The organism is Prochlorococcus marinus XMU1419 (genome assembly GCF_017695955.1).
GTDB lineage: Bacteria > Cyanobacteriota > Cyanobacteriia > PCC-6307 > Cyanobiaceae > Prochlorococcus_A > Prochlorococcus_A marinus_AD.
On record NZ_JAAORO010000002.1, the window covers coordinates 50,778 to 66,472 of the forward strand.

Here is a 15,695-nt window from a genome sequence, read left to right on the forward strand (position 1 = left end):
GATTTAGTTTAAGAGAGGATTAAGAACTAATTAATTAATAGATAAGCTTTAAGTTAAAGAGTATTTGTTTTCAAATTAAATGCTATAAATATGAAGTCTATTATTTGATGTTTCAACAATGAAATTAGCTAAAAAAGCTTTTTTATTAGCTTCAACAATGACTCTGGTTGCTTCTTGTGGAACCTCAACTTCTTCTGTGAGGTTAAGTGGAGCTGGAGCATCTTTCCCTGCCAAAATTTATACTAGATGGTTTAAAGATTTATCAAATGATGGAGGTCCAAAAGTCAATTATCAAGCTGTTGGTTCTGGTTCTGGAAGAAAAGCATTTATTGATGAGACTGTAAACTTTGGTGCTTCTGACGATCCTATGAAAGATAAGGACATAGCAAAAGTTACTAGAGGTTTAGTTCAGATCCCTATGGTTGGTGGAACTATTGCTTTTGGATATAACTACGATTGCGATTTGAAACTTACCCAAGAACAAGCAGTTCAGGTAGCTATGGGTATGATAAAAGATTGGAAGGAAGTTGGTTGTGCACCTGGAAAATTGACTTGGACTCATCGTTCTGATGGATCAGGTACAACTAAAGCCTTTACAAACTCTATGGAAGCGTTTTCAAAAACATGGACATTAGGCACTGGTAAGTCTGTAAAATGGCCGGCAGGCGTTGGAGCAAAAGGTAATTCTGGCGTAGCTGGAGTTATACAAAATACTCCTGGTGCAATTGGTTATGTTAACCAGTCTTATATAAAAGGTAATGTTAAGGCCGCTGCACTCCAAAATCTTTCTGGAGAATATTTAAAGCCTACAGTTGAAGCAGGAGCAAAAGCTCTTAATGGTATTACTTTAGATGAAAATCTTGCTGGTAAGAACCCTAATCCAACGGCAAAAGGAGCGTACCCTATCGCTTCATTGACATGGATACTCGCCTATGAAGAAGGTAATGGTAGAAACACTAAAGCAATCAAAGAAGCCTTTAATACATTATTAAGTGATGAGTATCAAGACAAAGCTCCATCACTAGGATTTGTTCCTTTGAAAGGCGAAATTCTTGAGAAATCAAGAGCTGCAGTAAAAAGAATCGGTAAATAAATCGTAAGACAAACATTTAAAAGGGGGAATTTATTTCCTCCTTTTTTTATGCAAAAAAATATTTTGATAAACCTAATATTAAAGAAAAGAGAATAAGTATGTATGTTGGAACTAATTTTAAAAACGATAATACTGTGGAGATTAAAACTATAAAAATAGAGCTAATTAAAAAGAATTTTGATGAAAAACTATCTTCAATTAAATTAAAGCCAGAGAAAATAACTGCTCCAGGAATTGTATTGATGACTCCTTCGATAAAGTAATTAATCGATTTAATTCTGTTTTTTATGAAGCCTTTCCCAAAAACAAAAATCAATAAAAAGCTTGGTAAAAAAATTGCAAAAGTTGATATAAATGAATACTTTAAAGCTTCATTTATTCCTCCGATCGTAAATCCAGCTTTGTATCCAATAAAACTTGTAGTTAATAAGACAGGACCAGGTGTTATCTGGCCAATCATTATCCCATCTATAAATTCATTATTTGTTAACCATCCTTGTGAGACAACATAATCACTCATTAGAGGAATGATTACTAGTCCCCCTCCAAAAATAAAAAGTCCCGATTTGAAGAAGAAAACAAACAGATTAAGATAATTTATTAAAAACTTTGAGTTTAAAGAATCCTTCAAAAAATTATAGAATTTAAAAATATCTAAAAAGAGTGTACTACTCAAAAATGAGGTTGTTGAAAATATAGATAAAGGGATCAAGCTGTAAAAATTATCTTTGAATTTCCGTAATAATATATTTATCAATCCTGCAATAGTAAGAATTGTTATGAGTGGAAATTGAATACTATTATATTTGGCAAATATAAGTAGAAATAATATTGAGCTAGAGAATAATATTCGATCAAACTTTAATCTTTTTTTTAATAGAACTAAAGAGAATGAAAAAATAATTCCTGCAATAATAGGAGGATTGAAATAAATTAAATCTGTTAAGAATTTTGATCCTGATCCAATTTGCCAAAAAATACTAAGAGCTAATACCGAAACGAATCCTGGGATAATGAAACATATACCGGATACCAATCCACCAAAATATCCATTAATTTTAAGACCTATATATATTGCTAATTGAGTAGATATTGGACCTGGAAGTATTTGACATAATCCAATTCCTTTTTCAAAAGATTGATTTGAAATCAATTTTTTATTATTTATAAGTTCATCTTCGAATAAGGAAATATGAGCATACGGTCCTCCAAAACTTAAAATACCAATTTTTAGGAAAATTTTTACAAGTTCAATTAAGGATATTTTTGCCATTTAAATATTCTAATTTCAAAAAATTAGTTTTTATGGTGATGATAAGCTTTGTTTGATTGATGGTAATTTAAGACTCGAAATCCAAGATAATAATATTAGAAGTGATGAAAAATAAAGACAATATTGAAGACCAATACTCGGATTTCTTCCAATCATAAATAGTAAGCCAGATAATAATGTTCCAACTAGTCTTCCAGCAGCATTTGCCATGTAATAGAAGCCAACATTTAAACTGACTTTTTCATTATCAGAGTAGGCCAAAATCATATAAGAATGTGTAGAGGAATTCATTGCAAAAACAAATCCAAAAATAGTAAGTCCTAAAATTATTGCTATCGATGGAGAACTTTCTCTCCATAATGCGACTCCTATCAAAGATGGTATTACCATTAATACGGCACTCCAAAATTGGATAGCTTTACGATCTGGACTTTCTTTCTGGCACCATATCTTTCTAATTGCTGGAGCCGAAGCCTGAACAATTCCATAACCTATTACCCAGGCCCCAAGAAATAATCCTATTTCCATGTAGTCCCAACCAAAGGCCATATCTAGGAATACTGGAAGAGCTACAACAAACCAAACATCTCTTGCTCCAAAAAGAAAAAATCTTGCTGCTGAAAGAATATTTATTGCATTTGATTTTGAAAAAAGATCATTAAAAGCTGGTTTGGTTTTCATCTTGCCAATTTCTCCAGGCAAAATTAATGTCAATAAAAAGGCTAAGCAGAGTCCAAAACCCATAATTCCTACAGCATTATTGAATCCAAATAACTTATATAAAAGTCCACCTAAGAAAAAGCCAACTCCCTTAAGAGCATTTTTAGATCCAGTTAAAATAGCAACCCATTTAAAAAGTTGTTTTTGGCCAGTATCATTGCCATCATTTGTCTCTGGAACTACTGTCTTAACAGCACTTTTAGCACTCATTTTGTTTAAATCTTTTGCTATCCCACTAACTGCTTGAGCAACCATAACGTATGCGACACTAAAAATTACCGGCCAATCTTCCTTAACTGGAATAAGCATAAAAAGAGCGATGATTTGTAGGATAGTCCCAATCCACAAAGTAAGCCTTAATCCATATCTTGCTCCTATCCAACCACCATAAAGATTAGTAATTATCCCAAAAAACTCATAAAAAAGGAAAAGTAAAGCAATTTGAAGAGTTGTGTAACCTAGCTCATGAAAGTGCCCAACAACTAATAATCTTAATGCGCCGTCAGTAAGCGTGAACGCCCAATAGTTTGCTGTTACGACACTATATTGTTGAATATTAGATAACTTCATAAAGACATAAATTAAATCTCATTTTTGATTACATATTCAGTAAGATCTGCAAGTCTGCAGCTGTAACCCCACTCGTTGTCATACCAAGCGTATATCTTTAATAAATTTGAATTAACAACCATAGTTGATAAACTATCAACTATTGAACTTCTAGAGTCATTTACATAATCTGCAGAAACTAAAGGCCTTTCTTCGTAGCCAAGAATTCCTTTTAAATAAGTTTCTGAAGCTTCCTTAAGTGCCATATTCACTTGTTCAGTTGTCACTTCTTTATTTAATTCAAAAACTGCATCTGTTAAAGAACCATTAAGTAGAGGAACTCTTACTGCATGTCCATTTAATTTTCCTTTTAATTCTGGAAAGATCTCAGCGATAGCTTTAGCAGATCCAGTGGTAGTAGGTATTAAACTTTGCATACATCCTCTTGCTCTCCTCAGATCACTTTTATAAAAATCTACAGGAACTTGAGTGTTCGTTACATCGTGAATAGTTGTAATAGCACCGTGTTTAATAGAAAAATTTTCATTAATTACCTTTACTATCGGAGCTAAACAATTTGTAGTGCAGGATGCTGCAGTTACTAATTTATGTTTGGAAGGGTCATAAAGACTTTGATTTATACCGTAAACAATATTCAGTGATTCAGCTTCTGCAACAATTCCTTTGACTGGACAAGCTACTATTACTCTTTTCATCCCAAGAGTATCAAAATAGGGATTTAGTTTGTCTGGCTTTTTATTCTTTCCTGTACATTCCAAAATAATATCTACAGAAGATTTTTCCCAAGGAACATCAAGGTAATTTTTAAAAGATGTGTAGGTTAATTTCTTTCCATCTACTATTATTTCTTCTTCTTTAACCTTTATATCTTTAACCCATCTACCATGGACTGAATCGAATTCGAGTAAATGCGCAGCAGCATTCGAATCTCCTGCTATCTCATTTATATGAGTTATTTCAATATCAGCTCTGTCCCATAATGCTCTGAAAACTAATCTGCCAATTCTTCCAAAACCATTAATTCCAATTTTCATATCTGTTGAAATTTTCTATATAAATTATATATCAAAATATTTTGATGTATCAAGATGTTTTGATTAATGAAATCTTTTTTATTTAAGCTATATTTAGGAAAATTTACTTACTTTAAAATTGTTAAAAGATATTAGCAAAGTAAAAAAAGAAGATATATCTAAGTTGATGGTTTCATTTTCTGATCCTTTTAGGCTAGAAATAATAGACCTAATGATGGAGGGAGAAGTTTGTGTTTGCGATATTATGAAATTAACTAAGTTATCTCAATCAAGAATTTCATATCACATAAAAATTTTGAAGGAAGCTGGTCTTATCGCAGACAGGCAAGAAGGTAGATGGGTGTATTACAGCCTAAATAAAGAATCTCTCTTTTTGATAAAGGAATGGATAACTTCTTTGACAGATTATTCCTCAAATAGAAAACGTTGTTGCGAATAAATTATATTTTAGATTTTATTAATTAACTTCTGATTCCCTGTCATAAGTCATTCCTGATTGTTCCATCCACTCAGCTTTAGTTTTGCAGTTTTGTTTGTGGTTAAAGATGTGAAAACCTTCAATAATAATCATTATGGATAGAAGCAAAACAGGAATAAAATATACAGGGGAAGATATTACTTCTTTATATTTGATTTGAGCAATGAATTTCTTATATTTAGACATTCCCTCAGTTGTTATTCAGTAAATAATATTCACCTATGGTTAAGTAAAGTTAAAGAAAAAATTTTTGAAGAAATTAAGCTGAAGGATGTTTACTTTTCATGACTTTCTTATACGTTTAACCCCTCTTAAAGTCTTTTACAACATTTAGTAGTAGATTTATAGAGATATTCTTTTTTTAATGGAAGAGAAATTAACTCTTTTCAAGAATCGTAAAAGATTCGGTATCGAAAAAAATATAGATATTATCTTCAAGAATACTGCTCTAGTCTTGTCTAGTTTCGTAGCAATAATACTTTTAGGAATTATTTTAGTAGTCTTTTTTCAGTCATTTGAATCCTTTTCAAGGTATGGATTGAAGTTTTTAGTAACCTCTGAATGGAACCCAGTAAAAGATGAATACGGAGCTTTTACTGCAATATATGGCACATTAGTAACTTCATTTCTTTCGTTATTAATAACTATCCCTTTGGGCGTTGGAACTGCAATATTTATTACCGAAGACTTTGTACCTAAAGTTGTTAGAGAAATAATAGGTTCTTTTGTTGAATTATTAGCAGCTATTCCATCAGTTGTATTGGGACTTTGGGCAATATTTGTTATGGAACCTTTTTTTAGAGCCTTTTTTGTTTTTTTACATAATTTCTTTGGTTGGATACCTTTATTCAGTACAGAACCTACAGGTAGGAATTCCTTGTTAGCAGTATTAATTTTAGTAGTAATGCTTTTACCAATAGTGACTGCTATAGCTAGAGATTCTCTTAATCAAGTTCCTAAAAAGTTGAGAAATGCAGCCTATGGAATCGGAGCAAGCAGGTGGAAAACAATATTTTCAGTAATTTTGCCGGCAGCATTATCAGGAATTATGGCAGGTGTTCTATTGGCTTTAGGAAGGGCAATGGGTGAAACAATGGCTGTCACAATGATTATTGGTAATTCCAATGCATTTAGTTGGTCTCTATTATCTCCTGGATATACTATTTCCTCTATGCTCGCAAACCAATTTGGTGAAGCTGATGGAAGTCAGGTTTCATCACTCTTTTATGCAGCTTTTGTACTCATGATTTTATCCTTAGTGGTCAATATCTTTGCTCAATGGCTAGTTAAGAAATTTAGTCTCAAATATTAGATAATTATGAATTCACTTTATTACCAGAAAAGATTATCAAGAAATATAGGAGATAAATTCTTTACTTCTTTATCAGTAATTTGTGCGCTGATAGCAATACTGCCTTTGATTTTTCTAGTCACTTATATTCTTATCAAAGGTGGATCTCAAATCACACCAGAACTATTTACTTTAGAACCAAATCCTCCTGGAGATGATTTAGATGCAGGGGGTATTAATCCTGCATTAATAGGGACATTGATAATAACTACCATTGCTTCAATTATTGCCATACCAGTAGGTGTTGGTGGTGGAATATATTTGGCCGAATATTCTAAAGGTGGTGCTTTTTCAAGGTTTATTAGATTTGGTGTAAATGTTTTAGCTGGAGTCCCTTCGATTATTGCCGGTGTATTTATTTATGCCTTAATTGTTTCAACAAAGATCTTATTTGGAAGTATGTACAGTGGCTTGGCCGGAGGTATGGCACTTTCAATATTGATGTTGCCTACTGTGATTAAGACCACTGACGAAGGTTTAAAGTTGGTTCCTAATGAATTGAGATATGCTTCTCTTGGTGTTGGAGCAAGTATGTATACAACTATATTAAAAGTTACTTTGCCATCTGCATTTAGATCTATTGCTACTGGCGTTGTACTTGGAATAGCGAGAGCTGCAGGTGAAACAGCACCTTTGATATTTACGGCTTTATTCTCTTACTACTACATAACAGGCTTTGGAGATTTGTTTTATGAGATGGGTTCTTTAGCAGTTCTTATTTATAATTTTGCACTTGAACCCTATGATGCACAGAATAAACTAGCCTGGGCAGCTTCCTTTATTCTTGTTTTGTCGATACTATCAGTAAATATATTTTCAAGGATTTTGGCCGCTTTTACAGAGAAAACTAAGAGAGTATAAATGATTAAAAATTATAAAAAAATACCTAAGAATATCATTTTATCTCTTGAGAATGTTTCTATTAGCTATGGAACTTTTGAAGCAGTAAGAAATGTTTTTTGTAATTTTAAAAAAGGAAATATAACCTCTCTTATTGGACCATCAGGTTGTGGTAAATCAACTGTTCTTAGATCATTAAATAGGATGAACGATTTGATTCCCAATTGTTCATTAAAAGGAACTGTACTCTTTGATGGAACCAATATTTACGATAAAAGAGTAGATCCAGTTGAAGTGAGAAGAAGAATTGGGATGGTTTTTCAACAACCAAATCCTTTTCCTAAATCTATCTATGAAAATATTGCATTTGGGGCAAGAATCAATGGCTTTACGGGAGATATGGATGAATTAGTCGAAAGTTCACTAAGAAAGGCTGCTTTATGGGACGAATGTAAGGATAAATTGAATGATAGTGGTTATTCTTTATCTGGTGGACAACAGCAAAGACTATGTATAGCCAGAACCATCGCAATTGAACCTGAAATAATTCTCATGGATGAGCCTTGTTCAGCTTTGGATCCTATCTCTACATTAAAAATAGAGGAGACAATGCATGAACTTAAGAAGAATTACACAATAATAATCGTTACTCATAATATGCAACAGGCATTAAGAGTTAGTGATATGACTGCATTTTTTAATGCTATTGAATATGAAGATGGTGATGGAGGAAAGGTTGGTTATCTTGCCGAATTTAATTCGACAAAGAAAATTTTTAATTCACCAAAAGAAAAAACCACTCAGGAATACATATCAGGTAAATTTGGTTGATGTTAAATTTTTACTTTTGAGAGAATAATTTTTACTTTTAAGAAAGCTCAGGGGTAGACAAATAGTATAAATACCTATATAGTTATTTCGAATTAGTTAATTTCTTTTTGAAAAACTATCCTTTTCTACCTTTTTTGATTTTTGCAGGGGCTCTTATAACCACTGCAACAATAGGGTTGCCTGTATTTACTTCGTAATTTAAAAGTATTTCTTTTGAGGGTAATCTTATGATTTTAATAATGAATGAGGAATTAATTGGAAGTCCTCATAAAACTTTAATTAAAGGAAATTTATTTGACTTTATGAAAAAAAGAGAGAATATGAATCTGTGTGGGAGTGAAAAATCTGTATTAAAACCATTTTTAAAGGTGGTTAATTTCTAATTTTATTTATCATGGATAAAACTAAAGAACAGTTAGAAAAATTAAGAGAAGTAGCAGAAGCATCTCTTACAAAAACGGATGAACTACAAAAAGTTCTCGCTCAAATAGAAGCTTTAATGTCTAGAGAAGAATCACAAACATTATCAAAGAAGAAATAATTTTTTAAAAAATAATTTTAGTTTTGTACTTTTAATTACACCTCTACAATTCAATTGTAGTTATTAATTGGGTATGCAGAACCCGTTCCAAAGTTTTCTGTTAGGTCTCGAGGTCTTACCTTCTTTAAGTAAAAGACCTCTTTCAATATTTGGGTTTTACAAATATTATTTGCTTGTTCAGTTGATAACTTTATATATTTCTTTCTTGCAGACATTTACATCGAAGAATTCAGTACTTACTACTTCTAAGCCTGTTTTTTCTGTAACCTCAACGGTCGCATTACATTCGTCTTGTTTAAGAGCCATGTAAATTGGCTTCTCCTTGCTTACATCTAATTCAATATTAGGTTTAGTATTTTCTTTGTATTTTTCCATTACAAGTTTTAGGGCCTCTATCTCAACTGAAAAATTCTCATTAGCATTTGTCTTTAATGGAAAAATAATTAATGAAAAAAAAATCAAAGCAATAAATTTTTTCATTTCTATAAAATGCGTCTAATTTTTTTATAACGTGGATTCTCAGGTAAAGAAAGGGTCATCAGATGAACATATTTTTAATTTGTCTAAGTTTACTTATTGAAAACAAATATATTTAAATTAATTGGGGAAAATGTTAACTGAGACTTTTAAGTATTAATAGGTATATTTAAATGCAAAATTTAATACAGATTAATAGGTTTTTAGACTTACAATCATAATTCAATTATTTCTTCTTCAGAAACAATGGCCCATTTTCTAAATGACTTTTTACAGGGATAGCCTCCTGTTAAGTCTCCAAATGCTGGCAAAAATAAAGTATTTTTACTCTTATCCATGGCAAAACACCTGAAAGATAAACTATCCCCTTTGTTTCTCAAATAGAGTTTTGGATGATAATGTCCACAAATATTCAAAATTCTATTATCAGCTAAATCAACTGGCTCATGACTGAAAATAATATTTTTTGTTTTTTTAATATCAAAAATTTTTATATTTTTAATATCACAACCTGTATCATGATTTCCAAGGACAAGTTCAACATTGGTTTGTAGTAGTTTAGGAAGATTTTCAACTTTTTTTTGAAGAGTTTTGTCTATTGAAAATTTACTGTGAAATAAATCCCCCAAAACTATTAACTTTTCAGGACTATGTTTTTTTACTATTTTTTTTATTCTTGTAAAATTACTTTCATCTGAATTATTAGTAAGAGGGATACCATTTTGCTGAAAATAATCAGCTTTCCCAAGGTGAATATCGCAAATCAACAATTCTTTTGTTTGAGGTAGAAATAAGGATCTTGAAGGAAGCATCTCAAGCAATGTATCTTCCCAACAAAATTTAAAAGAACTTTTTTTCATTTAATCACTATATTTTTTTACAAGTTTTTCTACTCTTTTTTCTATTGTTTCATTACTTAAAGTATTTTTAAGTCTTTCAACTAATAAAGGAAAAGCAAAAGGAGTTGGAGTTTTTATCTCATTTAATAGCATTTTTAAATTTTTTAATCTTTCTAATGATCTAGATATTCTTTTATTTTCTAATTGATATTCTTTAACTTCTTGATGCGATTGTTTTATCAAAAGATGGCCCTCTTCATATTTAGTAAAGACATCGTAAAAAAGACTTGAACTTATTTGAAGTTGAGAGGAGGTTTTTGTTTTGGTTGGATTATTTTGATTCACAAGTCCACTTATTTGGGCAATATTTTTAAATCTACGTTTTGTTAATTCTGAAAAATTAATTGCATTTTCTAGATCTTCTTCTAATTTTTTGTTATTCAAAAAGTAATCAGCTTCTTTTTTTATTATGGAAAAATCATAATCTTCTGCGGTAGTTAAGCTGAATCCAAAATCATTGGCAGTAATACTAAATGTAGATTGTTTTAATTTTGCTAATCTCAAAGCCCATAAAAATGCAATTCCTTCATTTACAAATTTGCCATCAAGTGTAAAAACAAAAAGATTTGATAAATCCTTGGTTTTATATATTTCTAAGAGGAATTCATCATTCTTTGGAATATTTGAAAGAACTTTTTGTTTCTTAAATATTGGGCGTAATGAATTGAGTTCAGGATTTAAGCAATCATAATTTTCTAGTTCGTTGCATATATCTATTTCTTTTCTCAAACTCTCACAAAGTAGATCAGAAATTGCCATTTGACCTCCGACCCATGCAGGAATTAGAGAACTTTTTTTTGTTGATTTTTTAACGTATAAAATCATATCTCTTATTCTTACAAATTGAAGCATTTTGCCGGCAAAGTAAAATGTATCTCCTGGATTTAATTTTGAAGCAAAATTCTCCTCCAAATTGCCTAAGGATTTACCTTTCATATATTTGACTTTCACAAATTTGTCACTTGTAATTGTCCCAATATTGAACTTATGCATTCTTATTAAAGATTTGTCTTTTACAAAATATTTAAAGTTTTCATTATTATTTTGTGATTCTTCTTTAACTATCTTTTTATATTTTGGGTATGCTTTAAGACATTTCCCTCCATATTCTAAAAAGTCAAGACACCAATTCCAATCTTGATCCTTTAAGTTTCTATAACTCCAACAACTTTTAACTCTTTCTTTCTCAATTTTCGGATCAAAGCCATTTCCGCATGCCAAACTTATTAGATGTTGAAGCAAAACATCATAAGATAATTCAGGAAGTCTTATTTTTTCATATATTCCCCTTTTTATAATTCTTCTCATTGAACTAATCTCTAATAACTCTAAAGAATTAGTAGGCATAAAAATTATTTTCGATTTTCCACCCGGTCTATGCGCACTTCTCCCTGCTCTTTGAATAAGTCTAGCGATATTTTTTGCACTGCCAATTTGAACTATTTGATCTACAGGTTGAAAGTCAACTCCCAAATCTAAAGAGCTGGTGCAGACTACCCATTTTATTAATCCGTCTTTAACTCCTTCTTCAACTCTCTCTCTATCTTCTTTATCAAGGGAGCCGTGATGAAGTGCGATTTTGTCTTCCATCTCTGGCAGAAAAAATTTAAGACATTGGTACCATCTTTCAGATTGATTCCTTGTATTAGTGAATAATAAGGTACTTTTATTTTTATCCAATATTTTTAAAAGTGAAGAATGACTTCTAATCCCTAGATGTCCACTCCATGGAAAGGTAGTTTCCTCCTCTGGTAAAACACTTATAATTTCAATCTCTTTTTGAATATTTGTACTTATTATTTTGGGTTTAATAGCGCTTATACCAACTATTGCTCTTGCCGCTTCTTCGATATTCCCAATAGTTGCAGACATTGCCCAAATTTGTAAATTTTTTATATTGCCTCTTAGCCAACTTAATGATAATTCGCACTGGTTTCCTCTTTTACTACCCATCAATTCATGCCATTCGTCAATAATTATTGACGATAAATCCTGAAAAAGATTATTTGATTCTTTATTAGAAAGTAAAAGAGATAAAGACTCTGGAGTTGTAATAAGAATATTAGGTGGTTTGGCTAACTGCTTTTTCTTTTCATATGGGGTGGTGTCCCCATTCCTAATCTGAACAGTGATTTCTTTGTTAAAATGCAAAGCTGCTAACTGTATGGAATTTTTTAAATCCCTACTTAGGGCTTTTAAAGGCGTTATTACCAATATTTTTACACTTTTTTGATTTTTGGGATCTTCTATCTGTGATAGAGGCCCCATTAATGCAGCATAAGTTTTTCCGCATCCAGTAGGAACTTGTATTATTCCATTCTCTCCATTTAAAAATGCTGACCATGATTCGATCTGGTAGGGTAATGGCTCCCATCCATTTGAGGAGAAAAACTGTTTAATTTTAGAAATTAAATTATTTTGCCTACTATTTTGCGAAATATTTTTCATGATATCTTTTTCATAAGTTTATAAGCATTTTCTAGGCTATCTGCATCATTAATTTTTTTATCTTTTCTCCATTTTGTTATTCTTGGAAATCTTACTGCTATGCCTGACTTGTGACGTTTTGAAATTTGTATTTTCTCAAAAGATATTTCGAATACCATTTCTGGTTTTAAAGATCGAACAGGACCAAATTTTTCTATTGTATTTTTCCTGATCCATTTATCTAGCTCTTTAATCTCAATATTCGTTAAACCAGAATATGCACTTGCAAATTTAACTAATTCTTGGTCTCTCCATAATGCAAAACTATAATCTGTATAAAGACCAGCTCTTATACCGCTGCCGCCTTTAGCGTAAATTAGAACTGCATCCAGTTGCATAGGATCAACTTTATATTTCCACCAAATACCTTTTTTTCTCCCAGACGCGTATATAGAAGTCTTTTTCTTAATTATTAATCCTTCAGTATTATTTTCTCGAGATTTTTCTTTATAAGTTAAAGCATCAGACCAATCTTTAGGATAGATTAAATCACATAATTTGAAAATATCAGAGATATTATTCTCAGTTTGCTTTTGCCATTTTAAATAATATTTTTCTAAATTAATTCTTCTATTTTCTAATTTAATTTCTCTTATATCTCTTCCATTAATCTCTAAAAGATCATAAGCAATAAAAATAATTGGATATTTTATTTGGATTGATCTAGTAGGAGATTTTCTATTTATTCTTTTTTGAAGAAAAGAAAAATCAAATGCAATTTGTTCTTTAAAATTCCAAACTAATAATTCCCCATCAAGAACATAATCATCTTTTATATACGACATTTTCTCTACTAATTCTGGGAAAGATTCATTTACTAATTCCTGCCCTCTTGTCCATAACGAAACATTGCCTGATCTTTTAATTAATTGCATCCTAATACCGTCGTATTTCCATTCAAATTGAAAATCATTTATTGAATTTTTGAATATTTTATCTTCAATGGTATTTGCTAGAAGAAATGGAAATGGTTTGGAATTTAACTCTTGAAGATTGATATTCTTGTTTATTAAAAATTCATATGATTCAATTGAAGGTTTGAAATTACCCATCAACCTATGAGAAATAATCTCTTCATCAATATTATTTAGTTTTGATATTGATTTTGTGATTAATCCAATAGAGACTCCTACTCTAAAAGTTCCTGTAAGAATTTTATTAAAAATTAGATGGTTATCTTCAGGCAGTGTTTCCCAAAGATTTTTAATTTCTAAATTTTTCTCCCCCTCATCAAGTTTTGATAATGCAGGTATTGTTTTGCTTAGTAATTCATTGAGACTTATGTCTGATAATTTTTTATTTCTAGAAGTAGTTTTATTTTTAAGTAATAACGTTATTACCTCAGCAGAATCACCAACTTTTAAATAACATGTATCAATTAACCATTGCGGATACTCATATAGTTGAGAAAAAAGATTTTTTAAATATCTTCCACTAATAAATCTCTTACTACTTTTTCCAGTTAATAGATATATTGCCCATGAATTATTTATTGGTTCATTTGATAAAAAATAACTTTTTAAAACTTCAATTTTATTATTTGTACTTTTAATTGAATCAAGATCCCCAAATAATTCTGAAAAATTTTTTAAGCTCATATTTATTTGCTGAAGAAAAGAACATTTATTGATTCTTTTTCAATTAAATATTTACTTAAGGCTTCACTATCTCCATGATGAAAAAATACATTTTTTGCTTCTGACTTTTTTATGACTTCTAGAATTCCATCCCAATCTGCATGATCAGAGATTGCGAATCCTTTATCGTATCCGGATCTTTTTCTTAGAGCTCTTATTGACATCCATCCACTAGCAAAGGCTGTTTGAATATTTTTGAAATTTTTTAAATAGGAGCCTTTACTTAAAGATGGCGGTAATAATATTAGACTTCCTTTAAGTTCATCAATCTTTTTTTTATTTTCGATTTTCATAGTATCTTGAATATCAATTCCAAGTTTTTTATAAATATTGTTTATTTTATGAATACTGCCATGAGAATAAATATTACCTTTAAAACCTGTTTGACTAATTTCGTTTAATAATCTCTGAGCTTTTCCAAGTGAATAGCAGAAAAGTAAAGAAGTTTTTTCTGGTGAATTAGTTATCCATTTTGAAATATCATTTGCTATTTTATTAGTTGCATCCCACTTAAATATTGGTAAACCAAAAGTACATTCACTTATTAAATAATCAGTTTTTACTATTTCATGTTTTTTGCAAGTCTTGTCTTTTTGAAGCTTAAAGTCACCTGAAACTAGCCATTTTTCTTCAGCAAAAATAAATCTTATTTGACTAGATCCAAGGATATGTCCGGAAGGATGAAAAGAAATATTAATGCCATTTATCTTAAATTCTTCACCATAATCAAAAGTCTTAATTTTTATATTACCTCCAACTCTTTCTTTAAGAAGTATCGCAGTCTCGTTAGTAGAAATGTATTCTTCACAGCCAAATGTAAAGTGATCAAAATGAGCATGAGTTATAAGTGCTGTTTTTACTGGCTTACTTGGATCAATCCAAATATCGGCAATTTCACAGTAAAGATTTCCATCTTTGTATCTAATTAAATCTTCTTTTTTTGTTCTCAAAACTACATCTCTAACAATGAAGTTAATTTAGCTAATTATGCCCACGCTTGTTTTGATAAAGCTATGGCTGAAATTGTTAGTAAAGCAATAACCACAACTTTATTGCTCCAGTTAATCATGAATGATCTAATCATGTTAATGGAAACTCTATTAGATGGAAAAATTTTTTCCTTATTAATTATTTGATCTTTTTCATTATTATCTAAGTAATTTAAATTTTTAATCTCATTTATTAATTTAGATTCGCAAGTTGATAGTTGTTCTACTTGATTTAATACATCAATATCTTCTGGTTTTAATAAAGAATTTAATTCTTTAATTTGTCTTTCGTTTTTTACAAGAAATTCATTAACTATCTCATCTGTTCCTAACCCCTTCTTTATATTTAAAAGAATTTTATCTCTTTCCCAGGATCTTTCGAGAGAATTTAAAATTTTGTTTATGCTCATTTTTAAGTATTTTTACTTATGATAATTTATTATTTTTTTCTTTTGTGGCTTCTTTCTTTAAGTAG

At 30.4% G+C, this 15,695-nt stretch carries 16 protein-coding genes; 6 read left to right on the top strand and 10 right to left on the bottom strand.

Annotation, left to right across the window (positions count from 1 at the left end; translation table 11 throughout):
• The first annotated feature begins 118 nt into the window (after nucleotides 1–118).
• A complete protein-coding gene (gene pstS, locus HA151_RS03830) occupies nucleotides 119–1,093 on the top strand; it encodes a phosphate ABC transporter substrate-binding protein PstS (RefSeq protein WP_209106202.1) in 975 nt (324 codons plus the stop codon).
• 46 nt (nucleotides 1,094–1,139) lie between these two features.
• On the opposite strand, the gene chrA is transcribed toward pstS, so the two are convergent.
• Genes chrA through HA151_RS03845 form a run of 3 tightly spaced genes read right to left on the bottom strand, consistent with a single transcriptional unit; the run spans nucleotide 1,140 to nucleotide 4,690 of the window.
• Nucleotides 1,140–2,366 (bottom strand): chromate efflux transporter, encoded by a 1,227-nt coding sequence (chrA, locus tag HA151_RS03835; RefSeq protein ID WP_209106203.1) that lies wholly within the window; start codon nucleotides 2,364–2,366, stop codon nucleotides 1,140–1,142.
• A 30-nt stretch (nucleotides 2,367–2,396) separates the two neighbouring features.
• The gene (arsJ, locus tag HA151_RS03840) at nucleotides 2,397–3,656 is read right to left on the bottom strand and encodes an organoarsenical effux MFS transporter ArsJ (protein ID WP_209106204.1); all 1,260 of its coding nucleotides are present in this window, start codon (nucleotides 3,654–3,656) and stop codon (nucleotides 2,397–2,399) included.
• 11 nt (nucleotides 3,657–3,667) lie between these two features.
• Nucleotides 3,668–4,690 carry an ArsJ-associated glyceraldehyde-3-phosphate dehydrogenase gene (locus tag HA151_RS03845; protein ID WP_209106205.1) on the bottom strand — a complete coding sequence of 341 codons (1,023 nt, stop codon included), beginning with the start codon at nucleotides 4,688–4,690 and terminating at the stop codon, nucleotides 3,668–3,670.
• A gap of 118 nt (nucleotides 4,691–4,808) precedes the next feature.
• On the opposite strand from HA151_RS03845, the gene HA151_RS03850 reads away from it, so the two are divergent.
• Nucleotides 4,809–5,129 carry an ArsR/SmtB family transcription factor gene (locus HA151_RS03850; protein WP_029975563.1) on the top strand — a complete coding sequence of 107 codons (321 nt, stop codon included), beginning with the start codon at nucleotides 4,809–4,811 and terminating at the stop codon, nucleotides 5,127–5,129.
• Nucleotides 5,130–5,147: 18 nt separating this feature from the next.
• On the opposite strand, the gene HA151_RS03855 is transcribed toward HA151_RS03850, so the two are convergent.
• Entirely contained in the window at nucleotides 5,148–5,354 is a 207-nt protein-coding gene (locus HA151_RS03855) for a hypothetical protein (protein WP_209106206.1), read from the bottom strand.
• A gap of 178 nt (nucleotides 5,355–5,532) precedes the next feature.
• Between HA151_RS03855 and pstC the strand changes: the two genes are divergently transcribed.
• From pstC to HA151_RS03875, 4 genes are all read left to right on the top strand, one after another.
• Nucleotides 5,533–6,480, top strand: coding sequence for a phosphate ABC transporter permease subunit PstC (pstC, locus tag HA151_RS03860; protein ID WP_209106207.1), 948 nt, complete (start codon nucleotides 5,533–5,535; stop codon nucleotides 6,478–6,480).
• Nucleotides 6,481–6,486: 6 nt separating this feature from the next.
• Nucleotides 6,487–7,380 (top strand): phosphate ABC transporter permease PstA, encoded by an 894-nt coding sequence (pstA, locus tag HA151_RS03865; protein WP_025952644.1) that lies wholly within the window; start codon nucleotides 6,487–6,489, stop codon nucleotides 7,378–7,380.
• The gene (gene pstB, locus HA151_RS03870) at nucleotides 7,381–8,190 is read left to right on the top strand and encodes a phosphate ABC transporter ATP-binding protein PstB (protein WP_209106208.1); all 810 of its coding nucleotides are present in this window, start codon (nucleotides 7,381–7,383) and stop codon (nucleotides 8,188–8,190) included.
• A gap of 394 nt (nucleotides 8,191–8,584) precedes the next feature.
• Nucleotides 8,585–8,731: a hypothetical protein gene (locus HA151_RS03875; protein WP_002808068.1), complete on the top strand. Its 147-nt coding sequence runs from the start codon at nucleotides 8,585–8,587 to the stop codon at nucleotides 8,729–8,731.
• A 177-nt stretch (nucleotides 8,732–8,908) separates the two neighbouring features.
• Here the strand turns inward: HA151_RS03875 and HA151_RS03880 are convergent, their stop codons facing one another.
• From HA151_RS03880 to HA151_RS03905, 6 genes are all read right to left on the bottom strand, one after another.
• On the bottom strand, nucleotides 8,909–9,211 hold the full coding sequence (locus HA151_RS03880) for a hypothetical protein (RefSeq protein WP_209106209.1): 303 nt from the start codon (nucleotides 9,209–9,211) through the stop codon (nucleotides 8,909–8,911).
• 212 nt (nucleotides 9,212–9,423) lie between these two features.
• The gene (gene pdeM / locus HA151_RS03885; protein WP_209106210.1) at nucleotides 9,424–10,068 is read right to left on the bottom strand and encodes a ligase-associated DNA damage response endonuclease PdeM; all 645 of its coding nucleotides are present in this window, start codon (nucleotides 10,066–10,068) and stop codon (nucleotides 9,424–9,426) included.
• The gene (locus HA151_RS03890; RefSeq protein ID WP_209106211.1) at nucleotides 10,069–12,555 is read right to left on the bottom strand and encodes a ligase-associated DNA damage response DEXH box helicase; all 2,487 of its coding nucleotides are present in this window, start codon (nucleotides 12,553–12,555) and stop codon (nucleotides 10,069–10,071) included.
• Nucleotides 12,552–14,192, bottom strand: a complete 1,641-nt coding sequence (locus tag HA151_RS03895; protein WP_209106212.1) for an ATP-dependent DNA ligase — start codon at nucleotides 14,190–14,192, stop codon at nucleotides 12,552–12,554. The genes HA151_RS03890 and HA151_RS03895 overlap by 4 nt, the downstream gene beginning before the upstream one ends.
• Before the next feature lie 2 nt (nucleotides 14,193–14,194).
• Nucleotides 14,195–15,181, bottom strand: coding sequence for a ligase-associated DNA damage response exonuclease (locus HA151_RS03900; protein ID WP_209106213.1), 987 nt, complete (start codon nucleotides 15,179–15,181; stop codon nucleotides 14,195–14,197).
• A gap of 35 nt (nucleotides 15,182–15,216) precedes the next feature.
• Nucleotides 15,217–15,630 carry a competence protein ComC gene (locus tag HA151_RS03905; RefSeq protein WP_209106214.1) on the bottom strand — a complete coding sequence of 138 codons (414 nt, stop codon included), beginning with the start codon at nucleotides 15,628–15,630 and terminating at the stop codon, nucleotides 15,217–15,219.
• Between the last annotated feature and the right edge of the window lie 65 nt (nucleotides 15,631–15,695).

What these genes read in the sequence shown, in the direction of transcription:
- pstS (WP_209106202.1), top strand. Translation starts at nt 119, where the DNA reads ATGAAATTAGCTAAAAAAGCTTTTTTATTAGCTTCAACAATGACTCTG.
- chrA (WP_209106203.1), bottom strand. Translation starts at nt 2,366, where the DNA reads ATGGCAAAAATATCCTTAATTGAACTTGTAAAAATTTTCCTAAAAATT.
- arsJ (WP_209106204.1), bottom strand. Translation starts at nt 3,656, where the DNA reads ATGAAGTTATCTAATATTCAACAATATAGTGTCGTAACAGCAAACTAT.
- HA151_RS03845 (WP_209106205.1), bottom strand. Translation starts at nt 4,690, where the DNA reads ATGAAAATTGGAATTAATGGTTTTGGAAGAATTGGCAGATTAGTTTTC.
- HA151_RS03855 (WP_209106206.1), bottom strand. Translation starts at nt 5,354, where the DNA reads ATGTCTAAATATAAGAAATTCATTGCTCAAATCAAATATAAAGAAGTA.
- pstC (WP_209106207.1), top strand. Translation starts at nt 5,533, where the DNA reads ATGGAAGAGAAATTAACTCTTTTCAAGAATCGTAAAAGATTCGGTATC.
- pstA (WP_025952644.1), top strand. Translation starts at nt 6,487, where the DNA reads ATGAATTCACTTTATTACCAGAAAAGATTATCAAGAAATATAGGAGAT.
- pstB (WP_209106208.1), top strand. Translation starts at nt 7,381, where the DNA reads ATGATTAAAAATTATAAAAAAATACCTAAGAATATCATTTTATCTCTT.
- HA151_RS03875 (WP_002808068.1), top strand. Translation starts at nt 8,585, where the DNA reads ATGGATAAAACTAAAGAACAGTTAGAAAAATTAAGAGAAGTAGCAGAA.
- HA151_RS03880 (WP_209106209.1), bottom strand. Translation starts at nt 9,211, where the DNA reads ATGAAAAAATTTATTGCTTTGATTTTTTTTTCATTAATTATTTTTCCA.
- pdeM (WP_209106210.1), bottom strand. Translation starts at nt 10,068, where the DNA reads ATGAAAAAAAGTTCTTTTAAATTTTGTTGGGAAGATACATTGCTTGAG.
- HA151_RS03890 (WP_209106211.1), bottom strand. Translation starts at nt 12,555, where the DNA reads ATGAAAAATATTTCGCAAAATAGTAGGCAAAATAATTTAATTTCTAAA.
- HA151_RS03895 (WP_209106212.1), bottom strand. Translation starts at nt 14,192, where the DNA reads ATGAGCTTAAAAAATTTTTCAGAATTATTTGGGGATCTTGATTCAATT.
- HA151_RS03905 (WP_209106214.1), bottom strand. Translation starts at nt 15,630, where the DNA reads ATGAGCATAAACAAAATTTTAAATTCTCTCGAAAGATCCTGGGAAAGA.